The organism is Streptomyces sp. NPDC031474 (assembly GCF_055581185.1).
The window spans coordinates 179,089-197,892 of record NZ_JBVIJX010000014.1 but is presented as its reverse complement, the minus strand read 5'-3'; the positions used below and the strand labels follow the sequence as shown (position 1 = coordinate 197,892).

At 73.2% G+C, this 18,804-nt stretch carries 15 protein-coding genes; 9 read left to right on the top strand and 6 right to left on the bottom strand.

The window, feature by feature from the left end; all coding sequences use genetic code 11:
- Nucleotides 1-8: 8 nt before the first annotated feature.
- The 3 genes from ACZ5SK_RS29535 to ACZ5SK_RS29525 are packed head-to-tail and all read right to left on the bottom strand — an operon-like array spanning nucleotide 9 to nucleotide 3,153.
- Nucleotides 9-872: a carbohydrate ABC transporter permease gene (locus ACZ5SK_RS29535; protein ID WP_334580397.1), complete on the bottom strand. Its 864-nt coding sequence runs from the start codon at nucleotides 870-872 to the stop codon at nucleotides 9-11.
- Nucleotides 869-1,807, bottom strand: coding sequence for a carbohydrate ABC transporter permease (locus ACZ5SK_RS29530; protein ID WP_334580396.1), 939 nt, complete (start codon nucleotides 1,805-1,807; stop codon nucleotides 869-871). Before ACZ5SK_RS29530 ends, ACZ5SK_RS29535 begins: the two co-directional genes overlap by 4 nt.
- Entirely contained in the window at nucleotides 1,804-3,153 is a 1,350-nt protein-coding gene (locus ACZ5SK_RS29525; protein WP_334580395.1) for an extracellular solute-binding protein, read from the bottom strand. The genes ACZ5SK_RS29530 and ACZ5SK_RS29525 overlap by 4 nt, the downstream gene beginning before the upstream one ends.
- Nucleotides 3,154-3,368: 215 nt before the next feature.
- Here ACZ5SK_RS29525 and ACZ5SK_RS29520 point away from each other — a divergent pair, with 215 nt between their 5' ends.
- From ACZ5SK_RS29520 to ACZ5SK_RS29510, 3 genes are read left to right on the top strand one after another with little or no spacing between them, the layout of a single operon-like run.
- On the top strand, nucleotides 3,369-4,052 hold the full coding sequence (locus tag ACZ5SK_RS29520; RefSeq protein ID WP_468576707.1) for a toxin-antitoxin system, toxin component family protein: 684 nt from the start codon (nucleotides 3,369-3,371) through the stop codon (nucleotides 4,050-4,052).
- On the top strand, nucleotides 4,049-5,323 hold the full coding sequence (locus ACZ5SK_RS29515) for an MAB_1171c family putative transporter (RefSeq protein ID WP_334580393.1): 1,275 nt from the start codon (nucleotides 4,049-4,051) through the stop codon (nucleotides 5,321-5,323). The genes ACZ5SK_RS29520 and ACZ5SK_RS29515 overlap by 4 nt, the downstream gene beginning before the upstream one ends.
- 52 nt (nucleotides 5,324-5,375) lie before the next feature.
- Nucleotides 5,376-6,791, top strand: a complete 1,416-nt coding sequence (locus ACZ5SK_RS29510) for an NAD(P)/FAD-dependent oxidoreductase (protein WP_361703312.1) — start codon at nucleotides 5,376-5,378, stop codon at nucleotides 6,789-6,791.
- A gap of 170 nt (nucleotides 6,792-6,961) precedes the next feature.
- On the opposite strand, the gene ACZ5SK_RS29505 is transcribed toward ACZ5SK_RS29510, so the two are convergent.
- Both ACZ5SK_RS29505 and ACZ5SK_RS29500 read right to left on the bottom strand, forming a co-directional pair.
- Nucleotides 6,962-7,813, bottom strand: a complete 852-nt coding sequence (locus ACZ5SK_RS29505) for an SMP-30/gluconolactonase/LRE family protein (protein WP_334580390.1) — start codon at nucleotides 7,811-7,813, stop codon at nucleotides 6,962-6,964.
- A complete protein-coding gene (locus ACZ5SK_RS29500) occupies nucleotides 7,810-8,583 on the bottom strand; it encodes an IclR family transcriptional regulator (RefSeq protein ID WP_334580389.1) in 774 nt (257 codons plus the stop codon). The genes ACZ5SK_RS29505 and ACZ5SK_RS29500 overlap by 4 nt, the downstream gene beginning before the upstream one ends.
- A 142-nt stretch (nucleotides 8,584-8,725) precedes the next feature.
- Between ACZ5SK_RS29500 and ACZ5SK_RS29495 the strand changes: the two genes are divergently transcribed.
- Nucleotides 8,726-9,316: a hypothetical protein gene (locus ACZ5SK_RS29495; protein WP_443041294.1), complete on the top strand. Its 591-nt coding sequence runs from the start codon at nucleotides 8,726-8,728 to the stop codon at nucleotides 9,314-9,316.
- 25 nt (nucleotides 9,317-9,341) lie between these two features.
- Here ACZ5SK_RS29495 and ACZ5SK_RS29490 read toward each other — a convergent pair whose 3' ends face one another.
- Entirely contained in the window at nucleotides 9,342-10,217 is an 876-nt protein-coding gene (locus ACZ5SK_RS29490; protein WP_334580387.1) for an ATP-grasp domain-containing protein, read from the bottom strand.
- Nucleotides 10,218-10,382: 165 nt separating this feature from the next.
- On the opposite strand from ACZ5SK_RS29490, the gene ACZ5SK_RS29485 reads away from it, so the two are divergent.
- From ACZ5SK_RS29485 to ACZ5SK_RS29465, 5 genes are all read left to right on the top strand, one after another.
- Nucleotides 10,383-11,849 (top strand): acyl-CoA synthetase, encoded by a 1,467-nt coding sequence (locus tag ACZ5SK_RS29485; RefSeq protein WP_334580385.1) that lies wholly within the window; start codon nucleotides 10,383-10,385, stop codon nucleotides 11,847-11,849.
- A 130-nt stretch (nucleotides 11,850-11,979) separates the two neighbouring features.
- Nucleotides 11,980-12,306, top strand: coding sequence for a CU044_2847 family protein (locus ACZ5SK_RS29480; protein WP_079665104.1), 327 nt, complete (start codon nucleotides 11,980-11,982; stop codon nucleotides 12,304-12,306).
- 86 nt (nucleotides 12,307-12,392) lie between these two features.
- Nucleotides 12,393-14,144, top strand: coding sequence for a VMAP-C domain-containing protein (locus ACZ5SK_RS29475; RefSeq protein WP_457494266.1), 1,752 nt, complete (start codon nucleotides 12,393-12,395; stop codon nucleotides 14,142-14,144).
- 130 nt (nucleotides 14,145-14,274) lie between these two features.
- On the top strand, nucleotides 14,275-15,339 hold the full coding sequence (locus ACZ5SK_RS29470) for an AAA family ATPase (protein WP_334580384.1): 1,065 nt from the start codon (nucleotides 14,275-14,277) through the stop codon (nucleotides 15,337-15,339).
- A complete protein-coding gene (locus tag ACZ5SK_RS29465) occupies nucleotides 15,329-18,637 on the top strand; it encodes an SAV_2336 N-terminal domain-related protein (RefSeq protein ID WP_468576706.1) in 3,309 nt (1,102 codons plus the stop codon). Before ACZ5SK_RS29470 ends, ACZ5SK_RS29465 begins: the two co-directional genes overlap by 11 nt.
- The last annotated feature ends 167 nt before the right edge of the window (nucleotides 18,638-18,804 follow it).

Genomic DNA, 18,804 nt, shown 5'->3' with positions numbered 1-18,804 from the left:
GCCCGCTCTCACTGTCCCGCCAATCCCGTGTGGGCGACGCCCGCCACGATCTGCCGCTGGAAGAAGACGAAGACGACGATCAGCGGCAGGCCCGCCATGAGACCGCCTGCCATGAGCTGCGCCCACTGGATGCCGTAGGAGTTCATGACGGTCGCGATGCCGTTCGGCATGGTCATCAGGTCGGGGTTGTTGGTCACCATGTACGGCCACAGGAAGTTGTTCCACGAGGCGATGAAGGTGAAGATGCCGACCGCGGCGAGGGAGGGGCGGGAGAGGGGGAGCACGATGGTGAAGAAGACCCGCCAGCGGCCGGCGCCGTCGATGAACGCCGCCTCCTCCAGTTCTCGCGGGATGCCCTGGAAGAACTTGTAGAGGATGTAGACCATCGCGGCGGGCGCGCACTGCGGAAGGATCATGCCCCAGTAGGTGTCGACCATCCCCATCTGCTGGACGGTGCTGAAGAGGGGCACGCCGAGGACGGCCGGGGAGATCATCAGGCCCGTCATCATGACGCCCATCAGGACGGACTTGCCCCTGAACTCGGTGCGGGCGAAGCCGTATCCGGCGAGGGCGGCGACGGTGACCACGATGGCCGTCACCAGGATCGACACCACGAGGGAGTTGACGAACCAGTTCGTGATGTTGCCGGTCTCCCAGAGGGCTTTCCAGGCCTGGACCGTCCACACCTTCGGCAGCCAGTGCGGCGGGATCTCGGCCGCCTCGGTCTCGGACTTGAGCGAGGTGAACAGGGCGGCGGCGATCGGCGCCACGAAGACGGCGGAGACGGCGACGCCGAGCAGCGTGAGGACGATCTGGCTGGGCGTCCAGGGCTTGCGGGACTTGACCTTCGGGGTGGTCGCGGCGGTGGTCATCGGCCGCCCTCCTCACGGTTGCGCAGCAGCGCCATCCGCACGAGGGCGACGGCCGCGATGATCACGAAGAAGATGATGGACATCGCGGAGGCGTAGCCCACGCGGTAGCTGGTGAAGCCCTGTTCGAGGGTGTACTGGACGAAGGAGCGGGTGCTGAGCTCGGGTCCGGGGCTGAAGTCCATCATCACGACGGCCTGGTCGAAGAGCTGGAGCGAGGCGAGGACCTGGAGCGCGATCACCAGGCCGGTGATGTGGCGCAGCATCGGCAGGGTGATGTGCACCATCCGGTGCCAGGCGTTCGCGCCGTCCAGCTTGGCGGCCTCGTAGAGGTGGTCGGGGATGCCCTGGAGCGCGGCGAGGTACAGCAGGAAGCTGAAGCCGACCGTCCACCACAGTGTCTGGATGACGATGGCGAGCATCGCGTACGACTTGTCGGTCAGCCAGGGCGTGGTGAGCCCGAAGGTCTCGTTGAACAGGCCGATCCCCTGGGTGAACAGCCACTGCCACATGTTGGCGGCGACCGTCGACGGCAGCAGGAACGGTGCGAAGAAGCACAGCCGCCACAGCCACTTGCCGCGCTCGATGTGGTGGGCGAGCATCGCGAGCAGGAAGGCCAGGACCGTGATGCACGGCACGACGAGCAGCGTGAAGTAGGCGCTGTGGCCGAGCGCGTCCCACATCGCCTGGTCGTGCAGGGCGTCGCGGTAGTTGTCGAGGCCGACGAAGCTCGCGCCGTCGCCGGAGATGTTGGCGTCGGTGAAGCTGAGGTAGACGCCGCGCAGCAGCGGCCAGATCACGAACAGCGCGAACAGCAGCAGGAACGGGGCGACGAACCAGCCCCCGTGCTGGAAGCCCTGCTTGCGGCGCGGGGTCGCGGTGGCGGCGGCGGTCTTCGCCCGCGCCGGTGCGACGACGGTCTGGGCACTGGTCGTCATGCGACCGCACCTCCCTGCGCGGCGGTCTTGCCGTCCATCGGGTTCGTCGAGGCGAGGAGCTTGGTGAGATGGGACTTCATCCGCCGGCCGACGGTGGCCGGCTTCGCGGAGCCCATGGTCGAGGAGACGACGACGGGGCCGAGGTCCTGGGCGAGGACGCCGGTGGAGCCCGCGAACCACACCTTCGGCTCGGTGGCCTGGTGGTTCATGGCGGAGACGTACTCGTTCTGCGGGGTGAGCTTCTTGTAGGCGGCCGTGGACAGCGTCGGCGTGTACGCGGGGATGTGGCCGCCGGCCGCCCACTGCAGGGCGTGCGTGACGACGTATGCGGCCAGCTCGTGCGCGGCCTCGTCGGTGGCGCCGCCACGGCCCGCCTGGTGCGGCAGGACGAAGGCGTGCGACTCGGCGTGGGTCGCCTGCTTGCCGAAGACGGGCGGGAGCGGGGTCGCGCCGTAGTCCAGCTTCGCGCCGGAGAAGACCGGGACCGACCAGTTGCCCTCCCAGGTGAAGGGGGCGCCGTTGATGAACTGCTCGCCGGTCGGCGCGCCCGGGATGACGTATCCGTCGGTGACGTGCCTGCGGAGGAACTCCAGGACCTGGGTGGCCTTGTCGGCGTCGAAGAGGACCTCGGTGTTGTCGTCGCTGAACCACCGGCCGCCGAGCTGGGTGTAGAAGGCGACGAAGAACCACCACTGGAAGTTCTGGTCGTTGGTCCACAGTCCGATGGTCTGCAGGCCCTTCTTCTGGACCTGCTTGGCCTTCTTGAGGACGTCGAACCACTCGTCGGTGGAAGTGACCGGGATCATCCGGCCGTCGTCGCCCAGCAGGTCCGCCTTCTTCAGGACGTCCTTGCGGTAGAAGCAGAGCTGTACGTGGATGTCGAGCGGCAGGGCGTAGAGCTTGCCGTCGATGACACCGCGGTTCCACAGCGCCGGGTTGTAGTCCTCCTTGCGTATGCCGTACTTGGCGAGGAGGGTCTCGTCCCACGGGTCCAGGAGCCGTCCCGGCGAGAATCCCGCGACCCGGCCCATGTGCATGACGCCGAGCTCCGGTGCGCGGTCGCCCGCGGCGGCCATGGCGAGCTTGGTGTAGAAGGGGTTGCCCCACTGGAGGGTGGAGTCCTTCACCTCGATGTCGGGGTGTTCGCCGCGGAAGGCGTCCAGCATCGCGATCATGTTGGCGCCGTCGCCGCCGCTGAAGAGGTTCCAGTACCGCACCCGGGTGTGAGCGTCGGAGGCGAGCGCGTCGGCGCCGGTGCCGAGGGCGGCGAAGCCGAGGCTGCCCGCCACTGCCAAACCGCCTGCTGCGGCGAGAAGTTGCCTGCGATTCAGGCCAGGTTGTCCCATACCGTGCCCCTGTCGTTCGCGTGGTTCGACATTTCGAATCATGCTCGTAACTTCGAACGGGACCGTAAGATCGAAGCGCTTGCGCGTCAATGGTTTCGACAGGACTTCTGATAGCGCTTTCTATCCGTGACCCTCACGGACTTCTCGTGACGCGGACACAACCAGCCGCGTAGGCTCGAACAGGCTGCCGCAGGGCGGTCGAGAAGGGGGAGCGGATGGACATCGCGGGCGCGCGCGGCGGTGCGGCCCGGATCGCCTCGGCGCTGCGGCGCGTGCGGACCGGACCGGCGATGCGCGAGCTGACCGCCGAGCTCTCCGCCGCGGTGCGGGCGCGCCCCTGCCGGCCGTCCGGGGTGCGGAACGTGTGCCGGGCGCTGTGCGAGGAGATGTCCGCGCGGCGCGGCGGGCGGCCCGTCGAGGTGCGGTTCGAGCGGTTTCCCGACGAGATCGAGGTGACCGGACTGTGGGTGGAGTTCCATGACTTCGACCTGGTCATCGTCGAGGAACGGGCCGAGGCGGTGCAGCAACTCGTCATTCTCGGCCATGAGTTGTGGCATCTGCACGCCGGCCACCGACACCACCACCATGGCGTCGGCACGGCGGCGGCGGACGCCCTGGCCAGACGGTCAGGCCCGTCGGAGCCGACGGGGCGGTCGGGGCAGTCGGGGCAGTCGGACGAGGTGAACGAGAGGTCGGAGCGGTCCGACTGGGACTCCGTCGCACTGGCCGTCGCCGCCCGCAGCGGCTCCCGGGCCGACGACGAGGCCGAGGCCGACGACTTCGGTCACCGGCTCGCGGCCCGCTTCCGACGCTATCTGACCGACTCCGGGGCGGCCGCGGAGACGGCCGCGGTCCAGCGGACCCTGGGCTATCGCGGACGGAGGGGTTCGGCGCGGTGAGCCACGGGCTGTACATCTCGTTCTGGCTGCCCACCGCGGTCCTGGGCACCGCCCTCGCCATCAAGCTGCCCAGCATCCTCAAGCTCTGGCGGGACCCGCTGCTGCGGGCCGTCGGCGGGCTGCTGGTCTTCGCCTGCGCGGTGTTCGTGTTCGCGGCGCCGAAGACCATCGCCTGGACCAACCGGGTCACCGGCGTGCCGAACATCGCGGCGCCCTGGGTGTACTCCCTGATCACGGCGCTGTCCGCGTCCTGGCTGCTGCTGGTCATCGCCTGGCGCAACAACCTCACCGAGCGCGGAGCGCAGACGCGGCGCGCGACCCGGTGGGTGGTGTCCGTGTACGCGGGGGTGGTGGTCGCGCTGTGGGTGCTCTTCGCCCTCGCCGACGTCCCCGTGGAGCGGATCCGGGACCTGGACACCTACTACGCCAACACGCCGTTCATGCGCGAGGAGATCCTGCTCTACCTGCTCGCGCACACGGTGGCCTGCTCGATCACGGCCCTGCTGGTCTGGAACTGGAGCCGCACCGAGGGCCTGGACGCCTGGCTGCGCTGGGGACTGCGCTTCCTGGGCGCCGGCTACGTGACGAACCTGCTGTTCAGCGCGGCCAAGCTGACGGCCGTCGTGGCCCGTTGGACCGGGCACGACCTGGACTGGCTGAACACCAACATCGCCCCGTCGGCGGCCTGTATCGCCGCCACTCTGGTCGCGGTCGGCTTCATCGTGCCGCACGCCGGCCAGTACCTTCAGGAGCGGTGGCGCGTCCGGCGCCGGCATCGGAGCCTGCGGCCGCTGTCCCGGCTGATGCGGACCGTCACGGGCGGCCGCGAGCCCTTCGACCTGCGCGCCACGCCGGAGTTGCGGCTGATCCGCCGTGAGACGTTCATCCGCGACGCGCTCCTCCAACTGTCCCGGCACCTCGACGACGACCTGCGCACCCGCTCCTACGACGCCGCCGTCGCCGTCGGTTTCGAACGCGGCCGCGCCCAGGCGTTGGCCGCCGCCGTGACCCTGCTGGACGCCGTCGAGGCGAGGCAGCGGCGGCGACAGCACCCGGCCACGGACACCGAACGCCCGCCGGCAGAGGCTGCCGCCCCCGGCGCCCCCGCTGCCTCCGGCACCCCCGGTGCCTCTGGCCCCTCCGGCCCGGACACCACCTACCTCCTGCGGGAGATCCAGGCCGTGTCCCAGGCCCTTCGTCACCCCGTAGACCTCCAGGCGGTCCGCGCCCGCGCGGCCGCCCCGGCAGAGAGCATGTCCACGCATGAGTGAACCCTCCAACCCCGCCAGAACCGCCGTAGTCCTGGGGGGATCCCATGCGGGCATGCTCGTGGCACGCGCCCTGGCCGGCCTCGCCGACCGGGTCGTCGTCATCGAGCGCGACGCGCTGCCCGACGGACCCGCCCCCCGCAAGGGCCTGCCCCAGGCCCGTCACGCCCACATGCTGTGGTCCGGCGGAGTGCGGGCGGTGGCGGACCTGCTGCCGGGCGTCACCGACGCGCTCCACGACGCCGGCGCGCGCCGGGCCCCGGTGACGACGGACATGGTCGTCCTCGGCCCGCGGGGCTGGTTCCGCCGCTGGCCCGAGTCCCACCACGTGATCCTGGCCGGCCGCGACCTCCTGGACGCCACGATCCGCACCCAGGTCCTGACCGACCCCAGGATCGAACTCCTCCCCGACACCGAGGTACTGGGCCTGGTCGGAGACGCGAAAGCAGTCACGGGCGTACGCGTGAGAACACGGCGGACGAGGGCGACGGCCACGGGCACGGGCACGGGTGGGGAGGCGGGCGCCGGGGCCGGGGCGGCGGTCGGCGTGGGTGATGAGTGGGTGATTTCGGCCGGGTTGGTCGTCGATGCCACGGGGCGGGGGTCCCGGGCCGGGGGGTGGCTGGCGGGGTTGGGGCTGGCCGAGGTGGAACGGCGGGAGGTGGATTCCGGGCTGGCGTATGCGAGTCGGCTGTATCTCGCGCCCGAGCAGGCGCGTTCCGGGTTTCCGATCGTCAACGTGCAGCCCGATCCACGGGACGGCGCGCCGGGGCGGGCGGGGTTTCTGCTACCCATCGAGGACGGCCGCTGGATCGTCACGCTCAACGGCACCCGGGGCGCCGAGCCCTCCACCGGGAACGACGACTTCGTCCGCTTCGCCCGTGAGGAACTGCGCCACCCGGTCATCGGGGAACTGCTCGAACAGGCCGAGCCGCTGTCCGACGTGGCGTACACCCGGGCGACCGTCAACCGCCGGCACTTCTACGAGCGGATGCCGGCCTGGCCGGAGCACTTCGCCGTCGTCGGCGACGCCCTCGCCGCGTTCAACCCGCTCTACGGTCACGGCCTCGCCGTCGCCGCCCAGAGCGCGGTGATCCTTCGGGACGTCGTCCGGCGGCACGGCTGGGGCGCGCCGGGGCTGTCCCGTCGTATCCAGAAGGCGGTGGCCCGGCCCGCCGGCGCCGCCTGGGACCTCGCCGTCGGCCAGGACGTGTTCTATCCCGGTGCGACGGAGGACGGGCCCACGCTCCGCGACCGGCTCGTGGCGGCGTACGTCGGCCGGCTGATGCACACCGCCACCGGCAACGGCCGCATCGCCCGCCGGGTGACCGACGTGACCTCGCTGGAGCGCGGGCCTCAGGTGCTGTTGAGTCCGTCGGTGCTGGCGGCGGCCGTGGTGGGGCCGTTGAAGCCGGCGTTGACCGGGCCGCCGTTGACGGGCGACGAGTTGAAGCGGGCCGGGCTGCGGTAGTCGCCCACCGCCCCCGGCCCCCCGGCCCCCTGGCCCCCCGGCCCGCAGTCGCCGGGGCTCGGGGGCCGGGGCGGGGCTCGGGGGCCGGGGCGGGGCTCGGGGGCCGGGACGCGACGACTCCGCGGCGACCACTCCCCCGGCCACCGCGGCCACCGCGGCCCGCAGCCGTGTCAGCCCGCGAACGCCGGCTGGGCGAGCCCCTTCCCCGCGCCCGGTACCACCAGCAGCGACCCGGCCACCGGATGCGGGGCGTCCAGGCCCACGCGGGCGGTGGTGATGTACAGGTCGGTCAGGTCGGCGCCGCCGAACGCGCAGGCCGTGATCCTCGGGGTGGGCAGGGTGATCACGCGGTCCAGTTCGCCCGCCGGGGTGTAGCGGCGTACCGCTGCCCCGTCCCACAGCGCCACCCACACACAGCCGTCGGCGTCGACGGTGAGGCCGTCGGGGAAGCCGGCGCCCTCCTCTATCTCGACGAGCGGACGGCGCTCGGAGAGCCGCCCGTCCGCCGCGTACGCGAAGACGTCGACCCGGCGCGTCGGTGAGTCGACGTAGTACATCAGCGTGCCGTCCGGGCTCCAGCCGGTCCCGTTGCTCACCGCCACGTCGTCGAGGACGACGTCGGCCGTGCCGTCGCCGGTGAGGCGGGACAGGGTGCCGCCGCCGGGCGCCTCGTCGTAGCGCATGGTGCCGGCCCACAGGGAGCCGTCGGGGGCGACGGCGGCGTCGTTGGCGCGGCGGCCCGCGACCGGCTCGTGGTGCAGCCAGCGGAAGCTGTCGTCGGGGTCGAGGAGGCCCACGCCGTCCCGCAGGTTCAGGACCAGGCCGCCGCCCGCGCGGGGCTTGGCCGCGCCCACGTGCTGGTCGGTCACCCGGACCGTGCGGCCGCCCGTCACGGGGTCGTAGGTGTGCAGTCGGGCGCCCAGGATGTCGAGCCAGAGCAGGCGGCCGGTGGCCGGGTCCCAGGTCGGGCCCTCGCCGAGGGTCGCCTCGGCCCGCACGGCCACTTCGTACGACGTCGTCATGCCACGCTCCGGTAGCCGAGGTGTTCGGACAGTTCGGCGGCGCCCTTCGCGGCGAGCTGCTCCAGCTCGACCCGGCGGTCGTCGCTCCAGCGGATCATGGGGACGGAGATGGAGAGGGCGGCGACGACCTGCCCGGTGCGGTCGCGGACCGGTGCGGCGACACAGCTGACGTCCGGGTTGGACTCGCGGCTCTCGACCGCGACGCCCCGCTCCCGGATCTCCGCCAGCGCCGCTCGCAGGGCGCCGGGCTCGGTGATGCTGTTGGGGGTCATCCGGATGAGGTCGGCGTCGTCGGGGATGCGCGCGCTGAGCTCCGGCTCGGGGAGCGAGGCCAGCAGCATCTTGCCGACGGAGGTGCAGTGGGCGGGGAGGCGGCGGCCCGCGGCCGAGACCATCCGGACCGCGTGGGTGGAGTCGACCTTGGCGATGTAGATGACGTCTGCGCCCTCGAGGATCGCGACGTGGACCGTCTCGTCACACGTTTCAGCGACGGACCGCGCGACCTGCTGACCCTCGGCGGCGAGGTCGAGCTGCTCGGCGTAGCGGCTGCCGAGCTGGTACGGGCGGACGCCGAGACGGTACCGTCCGGGCTGTCCGGGCACGGGGACGATGTAGGACCGCGCGGAGAGCGTGGTCACGAGTTCGTGCACGGTGGTGCGCGGAAGCTGGAGCTTGCGCACTATGTCGGGGGCGGAGAGCGAACCGTCCCCGTCGAGGAAGAGCTCGAGAATGTCGAGAGCTCGGGTCACGGCAGGTACGAGGCGTCCCACGACCGGCCCCCTCCCTTAGTAGTCGTTCTCAGTGCCTGTGTTCGAGATTTCAACAGGCGATCGGCATGACGAACACAGGCTGTCATAAGCCTTTGCGCTGGGCAATGGTCGTGAAAGGTGCGGGTGCGCCAGGATGGGGCGCATGCCGACTCAGAAACGCCTCGCCGGCTCCTTCACGCCTCTCGACTTCCAGTTGGTCCTGCTGCGCCGTATGGCCGACCACAACCAGGACCTGGTGGAGAACGCCCGTCATGGACTGGGCGTCTCCCTGTCCCAGATGCGAGAGGCCAACAAGCGTTGGCAGGCGATGGCCCACTCCCCGCACGCACGGGGCGCACTCTCCCGTTACCGCGCCGCCCTCGGCGAACCCGAGTCCCGCGCACCCCGCCGCGTCGGCGACGCCGACTGCGAAGTCTGGGTGTGGCCGGTGTCCCTCTGGCCCGACCTGCGCTTCGAACTGCTGCTCGCGCCGAACGGCAGCGTCTGGAACGAGCGGCTGGTGCGCGCCCCGGGCGCCGAGCCACCGCCCCTGAACACCCTCGACGACCTCACCTCGTGGTCCTGCACCGTCGACGAGGTCGCGGCCGCCTTCGCCCCCGCCCGCCCCCTGGAGGGCACCGCCCCGACCCGCTGTGGCCTGGCCTTCAGGGCGCCCGACGCGCTGGGGACGCCGCATGAGGTCGTCGCCGAGTTCACCTGGGGGCTGCTGCAACGGACGACGATCAGGGAGTAGCCCCGTCCGCAGGCGGTGGCGGTCGTCAGCGCGTGCCGGCCGCCGCCATGATCGCCGCCGCGACGGCCGGCACCGACTCCGGGTGCAGGAACAGGAAGAGGTTCGGCTCGACCAGTTCCAGCTCCATCACGCACGGCTGCCCGTCGTCGCCGTCCACGAGGTCGACCCGGGCGTAGAGCAGCCCGGACGCGTCCGGTACGGCGGCCAGGGCGCGCTCGGCGACGGCGATCTCGGCCGGCGTCGGGACCCAGGGCTCCAGGCCGGGGTGGGCGATCTTCTGCGCGTCGTAGGCGGTGCCGGGGGCCAGGACCGCCCGCTTGCGGCTGGCGTGCAGCAGCCGGCCGCCGAAGAACTGCAGGGCCCGTTCACCGCCGGCGTCTATGCCCCGCACATAGGGCTGCACCATCGCGGTCAGCCCCTCGTCGTGCATCCGCGCGAGCTGCCGTACGGCCGTCTCGTGCTGGTCGGGCGTGTAGCGGGCGGCATAGCGGGCGCCGGCCCCGGAGGTGGGCTTGACGACGTACTCGTGGTCGGCAGGCAGGTCGGCCGGGTCGTCGGGCGCGAGGTAGCGCGTCGGGACGGTCGGCACTCCGGCCGCCGCGAGCTCCCCCAGATACCGCTTGTCGGCGTTCCAGCGCACGACGGCGGCCGGGTTGGCCAGCCGGGTGACCTCGGCGACCTTCTGCGCCCAGGCCGTGAACTCGTCCGCGCGCCAGCTGTAGTCCCAGGTCGAACGGATGACGACAAGATCGTAGGAGGCCCAGTCGACGTCGGGATCGTCCCAGAAGACGCCGTCCGCCTCGGCCCCGGCCCGCTCCAGCGCCGCCCGCAGCACGGGCAGATCACGGTCCCTGCTCGGCTCCGGCCGGGGGTCGTAGGTGACGAGTGCGATACGAGCCACGACGGATTTCACCCTTCGTACGAAAGTCCGATAACCCGAAGGCTAACAAGGGTTCGCGATCACACCACCGGCCCGGACATCACCCTCGGTAGCCGGTGGTGGGGGCCCTGGCAACGGGGTAGGAACCGGCTTGATTGTTCCCGCAGCCGCCAAGGAGTCCGTCCCGTGTCCTCGTCCTCTCTCTTCCCGGCCCTGACGGACGCCCCGTCGGGCCGCCCCGCGCTGCGGTTCGGCCGGCGCTCCCTGACGTATGCGGAACTCGCCGGGGCGGCCGGCGCCGTCGGGGAACGGGTGCGGGGTGCGAGGGGGAGGGTCGCCGTGTGGGCCACTCCGTCGCTGGAGACGGCCGTCGGGGTGGTGGGCGTGCTGCTCGCCGGGGCGGCCGCCGTGCCGCTGAACCCGAAGTCGGGCGACAAGGAGCTCGGACACATCCTGTCCGACAGTGCGCCGGGGGCCGTGCTGGCGGCTCCGGGCGATGAACTGCCTGCCGCGCTGCGGGGGTTGGAGCGGATCGACGTCGATGTGCGCGGGGTCGCAGCGGTGCAGGAGGAGGCCGTGGGGGGTGAGGCCGTGGGGGATGAGGAGGCCGCCTTCGTCGTCTACACCTCCGGCACCACCGGGCCGCCCAAGGGGGCGGTCATCCCGAGGCGGGCGATCGCCACGACGCTCGACGCGCTCGCCGACGCCTGGCAGTGGACCGGACAGGACGTCCTCGTGCACGGGTTGCCGCTGTTCCATGTGCACGGGCTGGTGCTGGGGGTCCTCGGACCGCTGCGCCGGGGCGGGTCCCTGCGGCACCTCGGACGGTTCGACACGGAAGGCGTCGCCCGGGAGTTGAACAGCGGCGCGAGCATGTTGTTCGGGGTGCCGACGATGTACCACCGCATCGCCGAAGCGCTCCCCGACGATCCGGAGCTGGTCAAGGCGCTCTCGGGGGCACGGCTGCTGGTGTCCGGTTCGGCCGCGCTGCCCGTGCACGACCACGAGCGCATCGCGGCCGCGACCGGACGGCGGGTGATCGAGCGCTACGGCATGACGGAGACGCTGATGAACACCAGCGTCCGAGCGGACGGGGAGGCGCGGGCGGGAACGGTCGGGGTGCCGCTGCCCGGCGTGGAACTGCGGCTCGTCCAGGACGACGGGTCGGCCGTCGAGGCCTGCGACGGGGAGAGCGTCGGGGAGATCCAGGTGCGCGGGCCGAACCTGTTCACCGAGTACCTCAACCGGCCCGACGCCACCGCCGCCGCCTTCACCGCCGACGGCTGGTTCCGGACCGGCGATGTCGCGGTGCGCGATCCCGACGGGTACGTCCGGATCGTGGGGCGCAAGGCCACCGACCTGATCAAGAGCGGGGGTTACAAGATCGGGGCCGGGGAGATCGAGAACGCGCTCCTTGAGCATCCGGGGGTGCGTGAGGCCGCCGTCACCGGGGAGCCGGACCCGGACCTCGGGGAGCGGATCGTGGCGTGGGTCGTGCCGGTGGATCCCGGATCGCCCCCGGCGGAGGACGAGTTGGCCGACCACGTGGCCCGTCGGCTCGCCCCGCACAAGCGGCCCCGCACGGTGCGCTACCTCGACGCGCTGCCCCGCAACGACATGGGGAAGATCTTGAAGCGGGCGCTGCCGTCTTGACGTACGGCGGCACGGGACGCTTTCCGGGCGGTTCACGAAGGCGCGGTGAACGCGGGACAAGCTCAAGTACCGTCCGTGACAATGGATGTGCACAGAGCCGCAGTTGAACGGAAAGGACAACGGGGACACCGTGGACGGACTGGTGGAGTTCAAGACCGACGACGGCGCCGTGATCGCCGTCGAAGCGGCCACGGAGAGGCGGCCCGGTTCCCGCCTGGTGGCCCGGGGCGACGGTACGGTCCAGGCGGCCCGCACCTTCGAGGGCGCGTTGGACGGCGTGCGCGCCGCCGCCGAGTCCGCGCTGCGGGTCTTCCGGGACGGGGCGTTGCGGCCGGACGGCGTGGAGATCGAGTTCGGGGTGAAGCTGTCGGCGGAGACGGGCGCGATCATCGCCAAGGGCACGGCGGAGGGCCACCTCGTCGTACGACTGACCTGGTCGCCCTCCACCCCCTCATGAACGGCCCCCGCACGACCGGCTCCCACCCGACCGACCCCCGCACGACCGACCCCCGCACGAACAGCCCTTTCCTGAACGGCCCCCTCATGGACAGCGCCGAGTGGCACGCCCGGATCGAGAGCGCCGGCGAGGTGGTGGGCGCGGGCTTCCTCATCACCCCGCGCAGGGTGCTGACCTGTGCCCACGTCGTGCACGAAGCCGCCGCTGACGCGTTGACGGTGACCTTCACCGAGCGCCCCGGCTCCGCAGCCGTACCGGCCCGGGTGATCGCCGACGGCGGCTGGGGCGGCGGCTCGACCGACCTCGGCGACCTGGCCGTCCTGGAGCTGGCCCACGACGTGCCGATCGCGCCCGCCGCGCTCGCGCCGGTGGACGCGGCCCACGGACAGTGGCCCGACCGGCCCCGCAAACTCCTCGTCTACGGCTTCCCTGTCGGTTTCGACGAGGGCACCCTCGCCGAATACCGCATCACCGCCGCCCAGTTGCTCAACCGCGAGTGGATCCAGCTGGAGGCCTGGCAGCCCGGCGGGCAGCCGCTCGCCCCCGGGTTCAGCGGCGCCGCCGTCACCCTCGTCGACACCGGCGAGGTCGTCGGCATGGTCACCGCGGCCGCCGGCGACCGGGGCGTGCACAACGGGCGGATGATGCCCACCGAGGTCATGGCCCGCTACTGGCCGGCCCTGAGGGGTCTGGTCCCCACCTCCGACCACCGCACCGCCGACCGCGCCCGGCTGCGCGAACTCGTCGAGCGCGCCGTCCGCGCCGGCCTGGACGACGACGCCGGGCGGCGCGTGCAGCTGTACGAGGCCTCCCGCGGCCCGCTGGACCCGGACGCGCCCGAGGAGGGCTTCGACTCCCTGTGGTCGGCGGCCCTGTTCGTGCTGTGCGAGGTCGACGGCGACGACGCGGCCACCACCGTCGCCCGCTTCACCGCCCACGTGGCCTCCGTCTACCGGACCCCGGTCAAGCAACCTGCCGAGACCCCCGCCGAGACCCCCGCCGAGCCGGCCGCCGCACCGGACTGGTCGCCCATCCTCGTCGACCTCCAGCACAGCGGCGCGGGCGACGGACACGTCCGCGTCGAGGTGTCCGCGTACAGCGGGGGCCGTCGGCATCCGGTCGGCTCCGACACCGTCCCGCAGGCCGGGCTGCGCGCCTATGTACAGGACCGCATCGAGGCCGCCTTCCGCTATCTGACCCCCGGCTGCGACGAGTTGATCACGTTCGCGCTGCCCCGCGACTGGATCGACCTGCCCGTCGACCGCTGGGCGTCCACCCCCGACGACGACACCCCGCTCGGCTGCGTGTACCCGCTGGTCGTCACCGACCAGGCCCGCCGCCGGCCGGGCGTCCGGCACCAACTGACCCGGGTGTGGAACCGGCTCGACACCGTGCCCGGCGCGCGCGTGCACCGCATCGAGTGCGGCAGCACCGAGGAACCGCGCCGGCTGCGCCTGCGACTGCGTCAGGACGACGCCTGTCTCGCCGGCTTCTCCACCGCCCCGGCCGCGCCCCGCACCCGCCCCCACTTCGAATCCTCGCTCAACGCGCCCGCCCCGATCGTCGTCTGGTCCCGCGAGGGCTGCGCCACCGGGCCGGACGAGCCCTGCGCCGGCGGGGACGGCTGCGCGGGCAAGGTGTTCCTGGACGAGCTCGACACCTGCCTGTCCGGCGTCCCGCCCGCCGAACTCCCGCGCCGCGTCCTGGCGTTGCGGGAGGAGGCCGACGCCGAGGACGGCCACTGGGCGCACGACATCCAACTGCTGTGGGACGACCCGCGCGTCTTCACCGACCCGCACGGCGAAGCACCCGCCCACGCCCACTCCCCCGTGGCCTGAACCACCCCGCCACCAGCGCCGCCCACCGTCCCCACCGCCCCCACCCAGCACCACCTACCGCCCCAACCGCCCCACCGCCCCCACTGAGTCACACCGGGTCACACCAAGTCACACCAAGTTTCGGAGAACCATGCCGCACTGGTCCGTCTACACCGGGAACAGCGAGCCCCACGACGGCATCGACCGGCTGCCCGCGCCGCCGCCCTGGCGCGCGTTCGACGGCGAGCCCGTCGTACCGCCGCCCCGGGACGCCGACGACGAGGCGGCCGTCTCCCCCGACCGCGTCCACCGCGCCCGCTCCTACGTCGCCACGCCGGAGAGCGTTCAGCTCGTCAACGCGGCCCTGGTGCTGCGCCGCCCCCTGCTGGTCACCGGCCCGCCCGGCACCGGCAAGTCCTCGCTGGCGTACGCGGTGGCGCGTGAGCTGGGGCTCGGCCCGGTGCTGCGCTGGAACATCACCAGCCGCTCCACCCTGGCCGACGGCCTCTACCAGTACGACCCGCTGTCCCGGCTGTACGCGGCCCGACAGGCGGCCTGGCGCCAACGGACCGGCCGTTCCGGCGCCGAGGAGCCGGCCGAGCTCTCCGGCGCCGAGGGCGTCGAGGACCATCTGCGCCTCGGCCCCCTCGGCACCGCCCTGCTCCCCTACGACCGTCCCCGCGCCCTCCTGGTCGACGAGATCGACAAGAGCGACCTCGATCTGCCCAACGACCTGCTGAACGTCCTGGAGGAGGGCCAGTACGAGATCCCCGAACTCCTGCGCGCGGCCCGCCACCTGGTCGAGGACGGCACCGGCACCGCCGAGGTCCTGGCCGACGGCTCGGACGCGCCGGTCACCGTCACGCGCGGCCGGGTCCGCTGCCGCGCCTTCCCCTTCGTCGTCCTGACCAGCAACGGCGAGCGCGAGTTCCCGCCCGCCTTCCTGCGCCGCTGCGTCCGGCTGAAGCTGCGCCGGCCCGACCGCGCACAGCTCACCGAGATCGTCCGGGCCCACCTCGACACCCCGCCCGGCGAGGCGGAACACCTCATCAACCGCTTCCTGACCCGGGCGGCCGACGGCGAACTCGCCACCGACCAGCTCCTGAACGCCCTCTACCTCACCGGCGTCGCCGGCCTCGACGCGGACTCCCGCGACGCCCTGGCGGAACAGCTGATGCCCTACCTGACCACGACGGCGGACGGCGATGGCTTCTGAGGACCCGCCTAGGAGAGACACGCCGAGGGAGGACCCGGCGAGGAGTGACCAGTCCGCCCTGGAACGGCTGAGCGCACTGCTGACGGCCGCGTCGGGCACGGCGCCCACACCCCGCGAGCTGGCCGAACTGCTGTGGCTGGCCCGGGAGTCGGGCAATCCGGAGGCAGAGCCCTGCGGGGACCCGAGCGGCGTCGGGGCCACGCCGCCGTCGGCGCCCCCGGCCGCCGGCCCCACGCCCGCCGACCGCGGGAACCGCCCGGCAGCTTCTCCGCCCCTCCCCGCGTCCCAGCCCTCGTCGCCCGCCGACCGCGTCCCCCTGCACCTGCCCACCCCGCAACCGCACAAGGACCCCGCGCACCCCACCACCTCCGCCGGCAGACCCGTCCTCGCGCCCGCGCCGCCGATGCTCCCCCACCCCCTCGCCCTCCAGCGGGCCCTGCGCCCGCTGAAGCGGACGGTGCCCTCGGCGCGCGCCCGGCTCCTCGACGAGCGGGCGACGGCCGACCGCATCGCCCGGCTGGGCGCCCACCCCGACGTCTGGCTGCCCGTCCTGCGGCCCGCGCGCGACCGCTGGCTGCGCCTCAGCCTCGTCCACGACACGGGCCCGACGATGCCGGTCTGGCGGCCCCTCATCCGTGAACTGCACACCGTCCTGGCCCAGTCGGGCGTCTTCCGCACGGTCACCCTGCATCCGGCCACCCCCGACGGCCGGGCCCGGCACGTCCCCGACCCGGCGGACGGCCGTACGGTCACGCTCGTCGTCAGCGACTGCATGGGCCCGCAGTGGCGCCCCGGCCCGGCGGGCGAACTCTGGTACGGCACCCTGCGGCACTGGGCGACGCGGATGCCGCTGGCCGTCGTCCAGCCGCTCCCCGAGCGCCTGTGGCCGACGACGGCGCTGCCGGCCGAGCCGGGGCTGCTCGCCTCCCCCACCGCGGCGGCCCCGCTCTCCGCCGTCACGTTCACCTCCTACGACCCCGAGGCCGAGCCGCCGCCGCCCGCGTCCCTCCCCCTGCCCGTCCTGGAACCGGGCGCACCCTGGCTGGCCAACTGGGCGGCGCTGGTGGCGGGCCCCGGCGGCGCCCACACCCCGGGCGCGGCGGCCTGGCTCCCACCGGCCCCGGCCCCGGCCCTCTCCGCCGGCCCGCAGACCCCCGACCCGGCCCGACTCCCCGCCCAGGACCTGGTCCTGCGCTTCCGCGCCACCGCCTCCCCGGAGGCCTTCCGGCTGGCCGGCCATCTGGCCCTCGCGGTGCCCTCCGTGCCGGTGATGCGCCTGGTCCAACGCGCCGTGAACCGCGACCCGCGCCCGGCGCAGCTGGCCGAGGTCATCCTCAGCGGCATGCTCACGACCGTCCCCGGCCCGCCCGGCTCCTACGACTTCCGCCCGGGCGTACGCGACCTCCTCCTGCGCACCCTGCCCCGCACGACCCGCGGCCGCACCCGCGCACTCCTGGACCGCATCGGCGGCCTGATCGACGAACGCGCGGGCCGCACGACGGGCGAGTTCCACGCGGAGGCGGCCGCCGTCGAGACCGACGGCACCGACACCGGCCCGGCGTTCGCAACGGTGAGCGAGGAGACGGTACGCCGACTGGGCGGCGCCGTGGACGAGCCCGCCCAGCCCTCGATCCGCTTCGAGACCGACGCCGACCTCACCGCCCACCCCGAAACCCGCATCACCCTCGAACTGGCCGTCCACGAGGTCCTCGCCCGCGGCGATCTCACCCCCCAGCAGTACGAGATCCACGTCCGCGGGGACGGCTACGTCGTCCAGGTCCATCCCGACGCCTACCTGCTCCCCGTCCTCGCCGCCGCCCTGCGCTGGCTCCCCGGCCCCCTCACCGACCTGGCCGAACCGCCGCGCCTGCGCGTGACGTTCCAGAACGGCCCGCCGGCCCCCGCGCCCCCGGAGGCCGGCGCGCTCGTCCTCCTCACCGTCCACCCCGACCTCTACGACGACTTCGCGCACAGTTCCGCCGCCTTTGGGCCCCATCGTTTTCGGCCGCTGTACGGCGATGCCCCGGACGGGCCGCCGCTCGCCTGGTACTGCCCGCTGCCCGCGCCGCGCGCCGAGGACGAGGAGCGGGATCTGGTGCGGGGGCCGCTGCTCACGCAAGATCTGCGGCAGTTGGGGATACCCGCCCCCGGTCGCACCGCGATCGTGCACACGCGTCCCGACGGCCCCTTCACCCTCCTCAACCCCGTCGACCCCTACGGCGGACGCCCGCCGGGTCCGACGACGTACTACGAGGTCGACCTCGGTCCGCAGCACGCCGTCCACCGGGTCCTGCTGCCCAGCTCCGGCAAGGGCGAGTTCAGGGCGGCCGTGGAGCTGTCCTGGCGGGTGGCGGACCCGGTGGCGTTCGTGCGGGCGGAGGCCACCGGTGTGTCCGGGCGGCTGCTGGCGCATCTGCTGGAGTCGGGGTCGCGGATCACCCGTCACCACTCCGTCCGCCGGGCGGCCGGCGCACAGCGGGCGGTCAACGCCCAGCTCGGCCGGTGGCCGGTGCCGGGGCTGGCGGTGACATGTGCGGTGACGCTGGCGCCGGACTACGCGCCGCCCCCGCAGGTGCGTAACTCCGCCGCACCCGCCGCGCGCCCGCCGGCGGAGCTGCTCGCCGACGCCGAGACCGTCCTGTTCGGCTTCGACGGCCCGCTGACCCGCCTGTTCACGGCCCCCAGCGCCCGCGCGGCCGCCCTGGACCTGCTCTCCCTCGTCGCCGAGCACCGCGACCCCGAGGACGCCCTGGCGGGTCGTCCGCCGGGCGACCCGGACGTGGCGGGGCGCGAGCTGTTCGCGCACCCGCTGGACGTGCTGCGCACCTTCGCCCGCGACCGCCTCGGCCCGCTTCTGCGCGACCGTCTCGACGAGCTGGAGCTGAGGGCCGTTCCGGACGCGCCGACGACGCACCACTCCGTCGTCCTCGTCCGCACCCTGCACGGCACCGGCCGCCGGGTCGGGGTGGTCACGGACGTGTGCGAGCAGGCCGTGCACCGCTCCCTGGAGGCCTACCGGCTGCCCCTCGCCGGCGTGCACGGCCGCGACGACGACCTGCGGCGCCTCATGCCGGACCCGCACTGTCTGCTGCGCGCCCTGCGCCCGCTCGGCACGCCCGCCGCCACCGGCGTCCTGATCGGCTCCTCGCTCGCCGAGCTCGCCGCCGCCAAGACCGTGGGCCTGCGCTTCATCGGTCTCGCCCGCAACCCCACCGCCGAGCAGGCCCTGGTCGAGGCGGGCTGCGACGCGACGGTCTCCTCCCTCACCCCCGTCCTGGAGGCGGCACGCACCCTGTAGAGGGACGCGACACGCCCGGCGCAGGGGGACGCGACACGCATGTGACCCGTTCGGTCGCGCCCCGCCCGGCCCACCTGAGAAGGCGGCCCCGTCCGCCCGCCCGCACGATGCGAAGGAGGCCGACCGACCGGCGGCCCGAACGGTCTGTGCTCTCGGGAGGACCCGTC

Excerpts from the sequence above, each read along its gene's own strand:
- ACZ5SK_RS29505 (WP_334580390.1), bottom strand. The coding sequence starts at position 7,813 with ATGACGACGTCGTACGAAGTGGCCGTGCGGGCCGAGGCGACCCTCGGC.
- ACZ5SK_RS29475 (WP_457494266.1), top strand. The coding sequence starts at position 12,393 with ATGGACAGCGCCGAGTGGCACGCCCGGATCGAGAGCGCCGGCGAGGTG.
- ACZ5SK_RS29470 (WP_334580384.1), top strand. The coding sequence starts at position 14,275 with ATGCCGCACTGGTCCGTCTACACCGGGAACAGCGAGCCCCACGACGGC.
- ACZ5SK_RS29530 (WP_334580396.1), bottom strand. The coding sequence starts at position 1,807 with ATGACGACCAGTGCCCAGACCGTCGTCGCACCGGCGCGGGCGAAGACC.
- ACZ5SK_RS29535 (WP_334580397.1), bottom strand. The coding sequence starts at position 872 with ATGACCACCGCCGCGACCACCCCGAAGGTCAAGTCCCGCAAGCCCTGG.
- ACZ5SK_RS29495 (WP_443041294.1), top strand. The coding sequence starts at position 8,726 with ATGCCGACTCAGAAACGCCTCGCCGGCTCCTTCACGCCTCTCGACTTC.
- ACZ5SK_RS29465 (WP_468576706.1), top strand. The coding sequence starts at position 15,329 with ATGGCTTCTGAGGACCCGCCTAGGAGAGACACGCCGAGGGAGGACCCG.
- ACZ5SK_RS29525 (WP_334580395.1), bottom strand. The coding sequence starts at position 3,153 with ATGGGACAACCTGGCCTGAATCGCAGGCAACTTCTCGCCGCAGCAGGC.
- ACZ5SK_RS29520 (WP_468576707.1), top strand. The coding sequence starts at position 3,369 with ATGGACATCGCGGGCGCGCGCGGCGGTGCGGCCCGGATCGCCTCGGCG.
- ACZ5SK_RS29510 (WP_361703312.1), top strand. The coding sequence starts at position 5,376 with ATGCTCGTGGCACGCGCCCTGGCCGGCCTCGCCGACCGGGTCGTCGTC.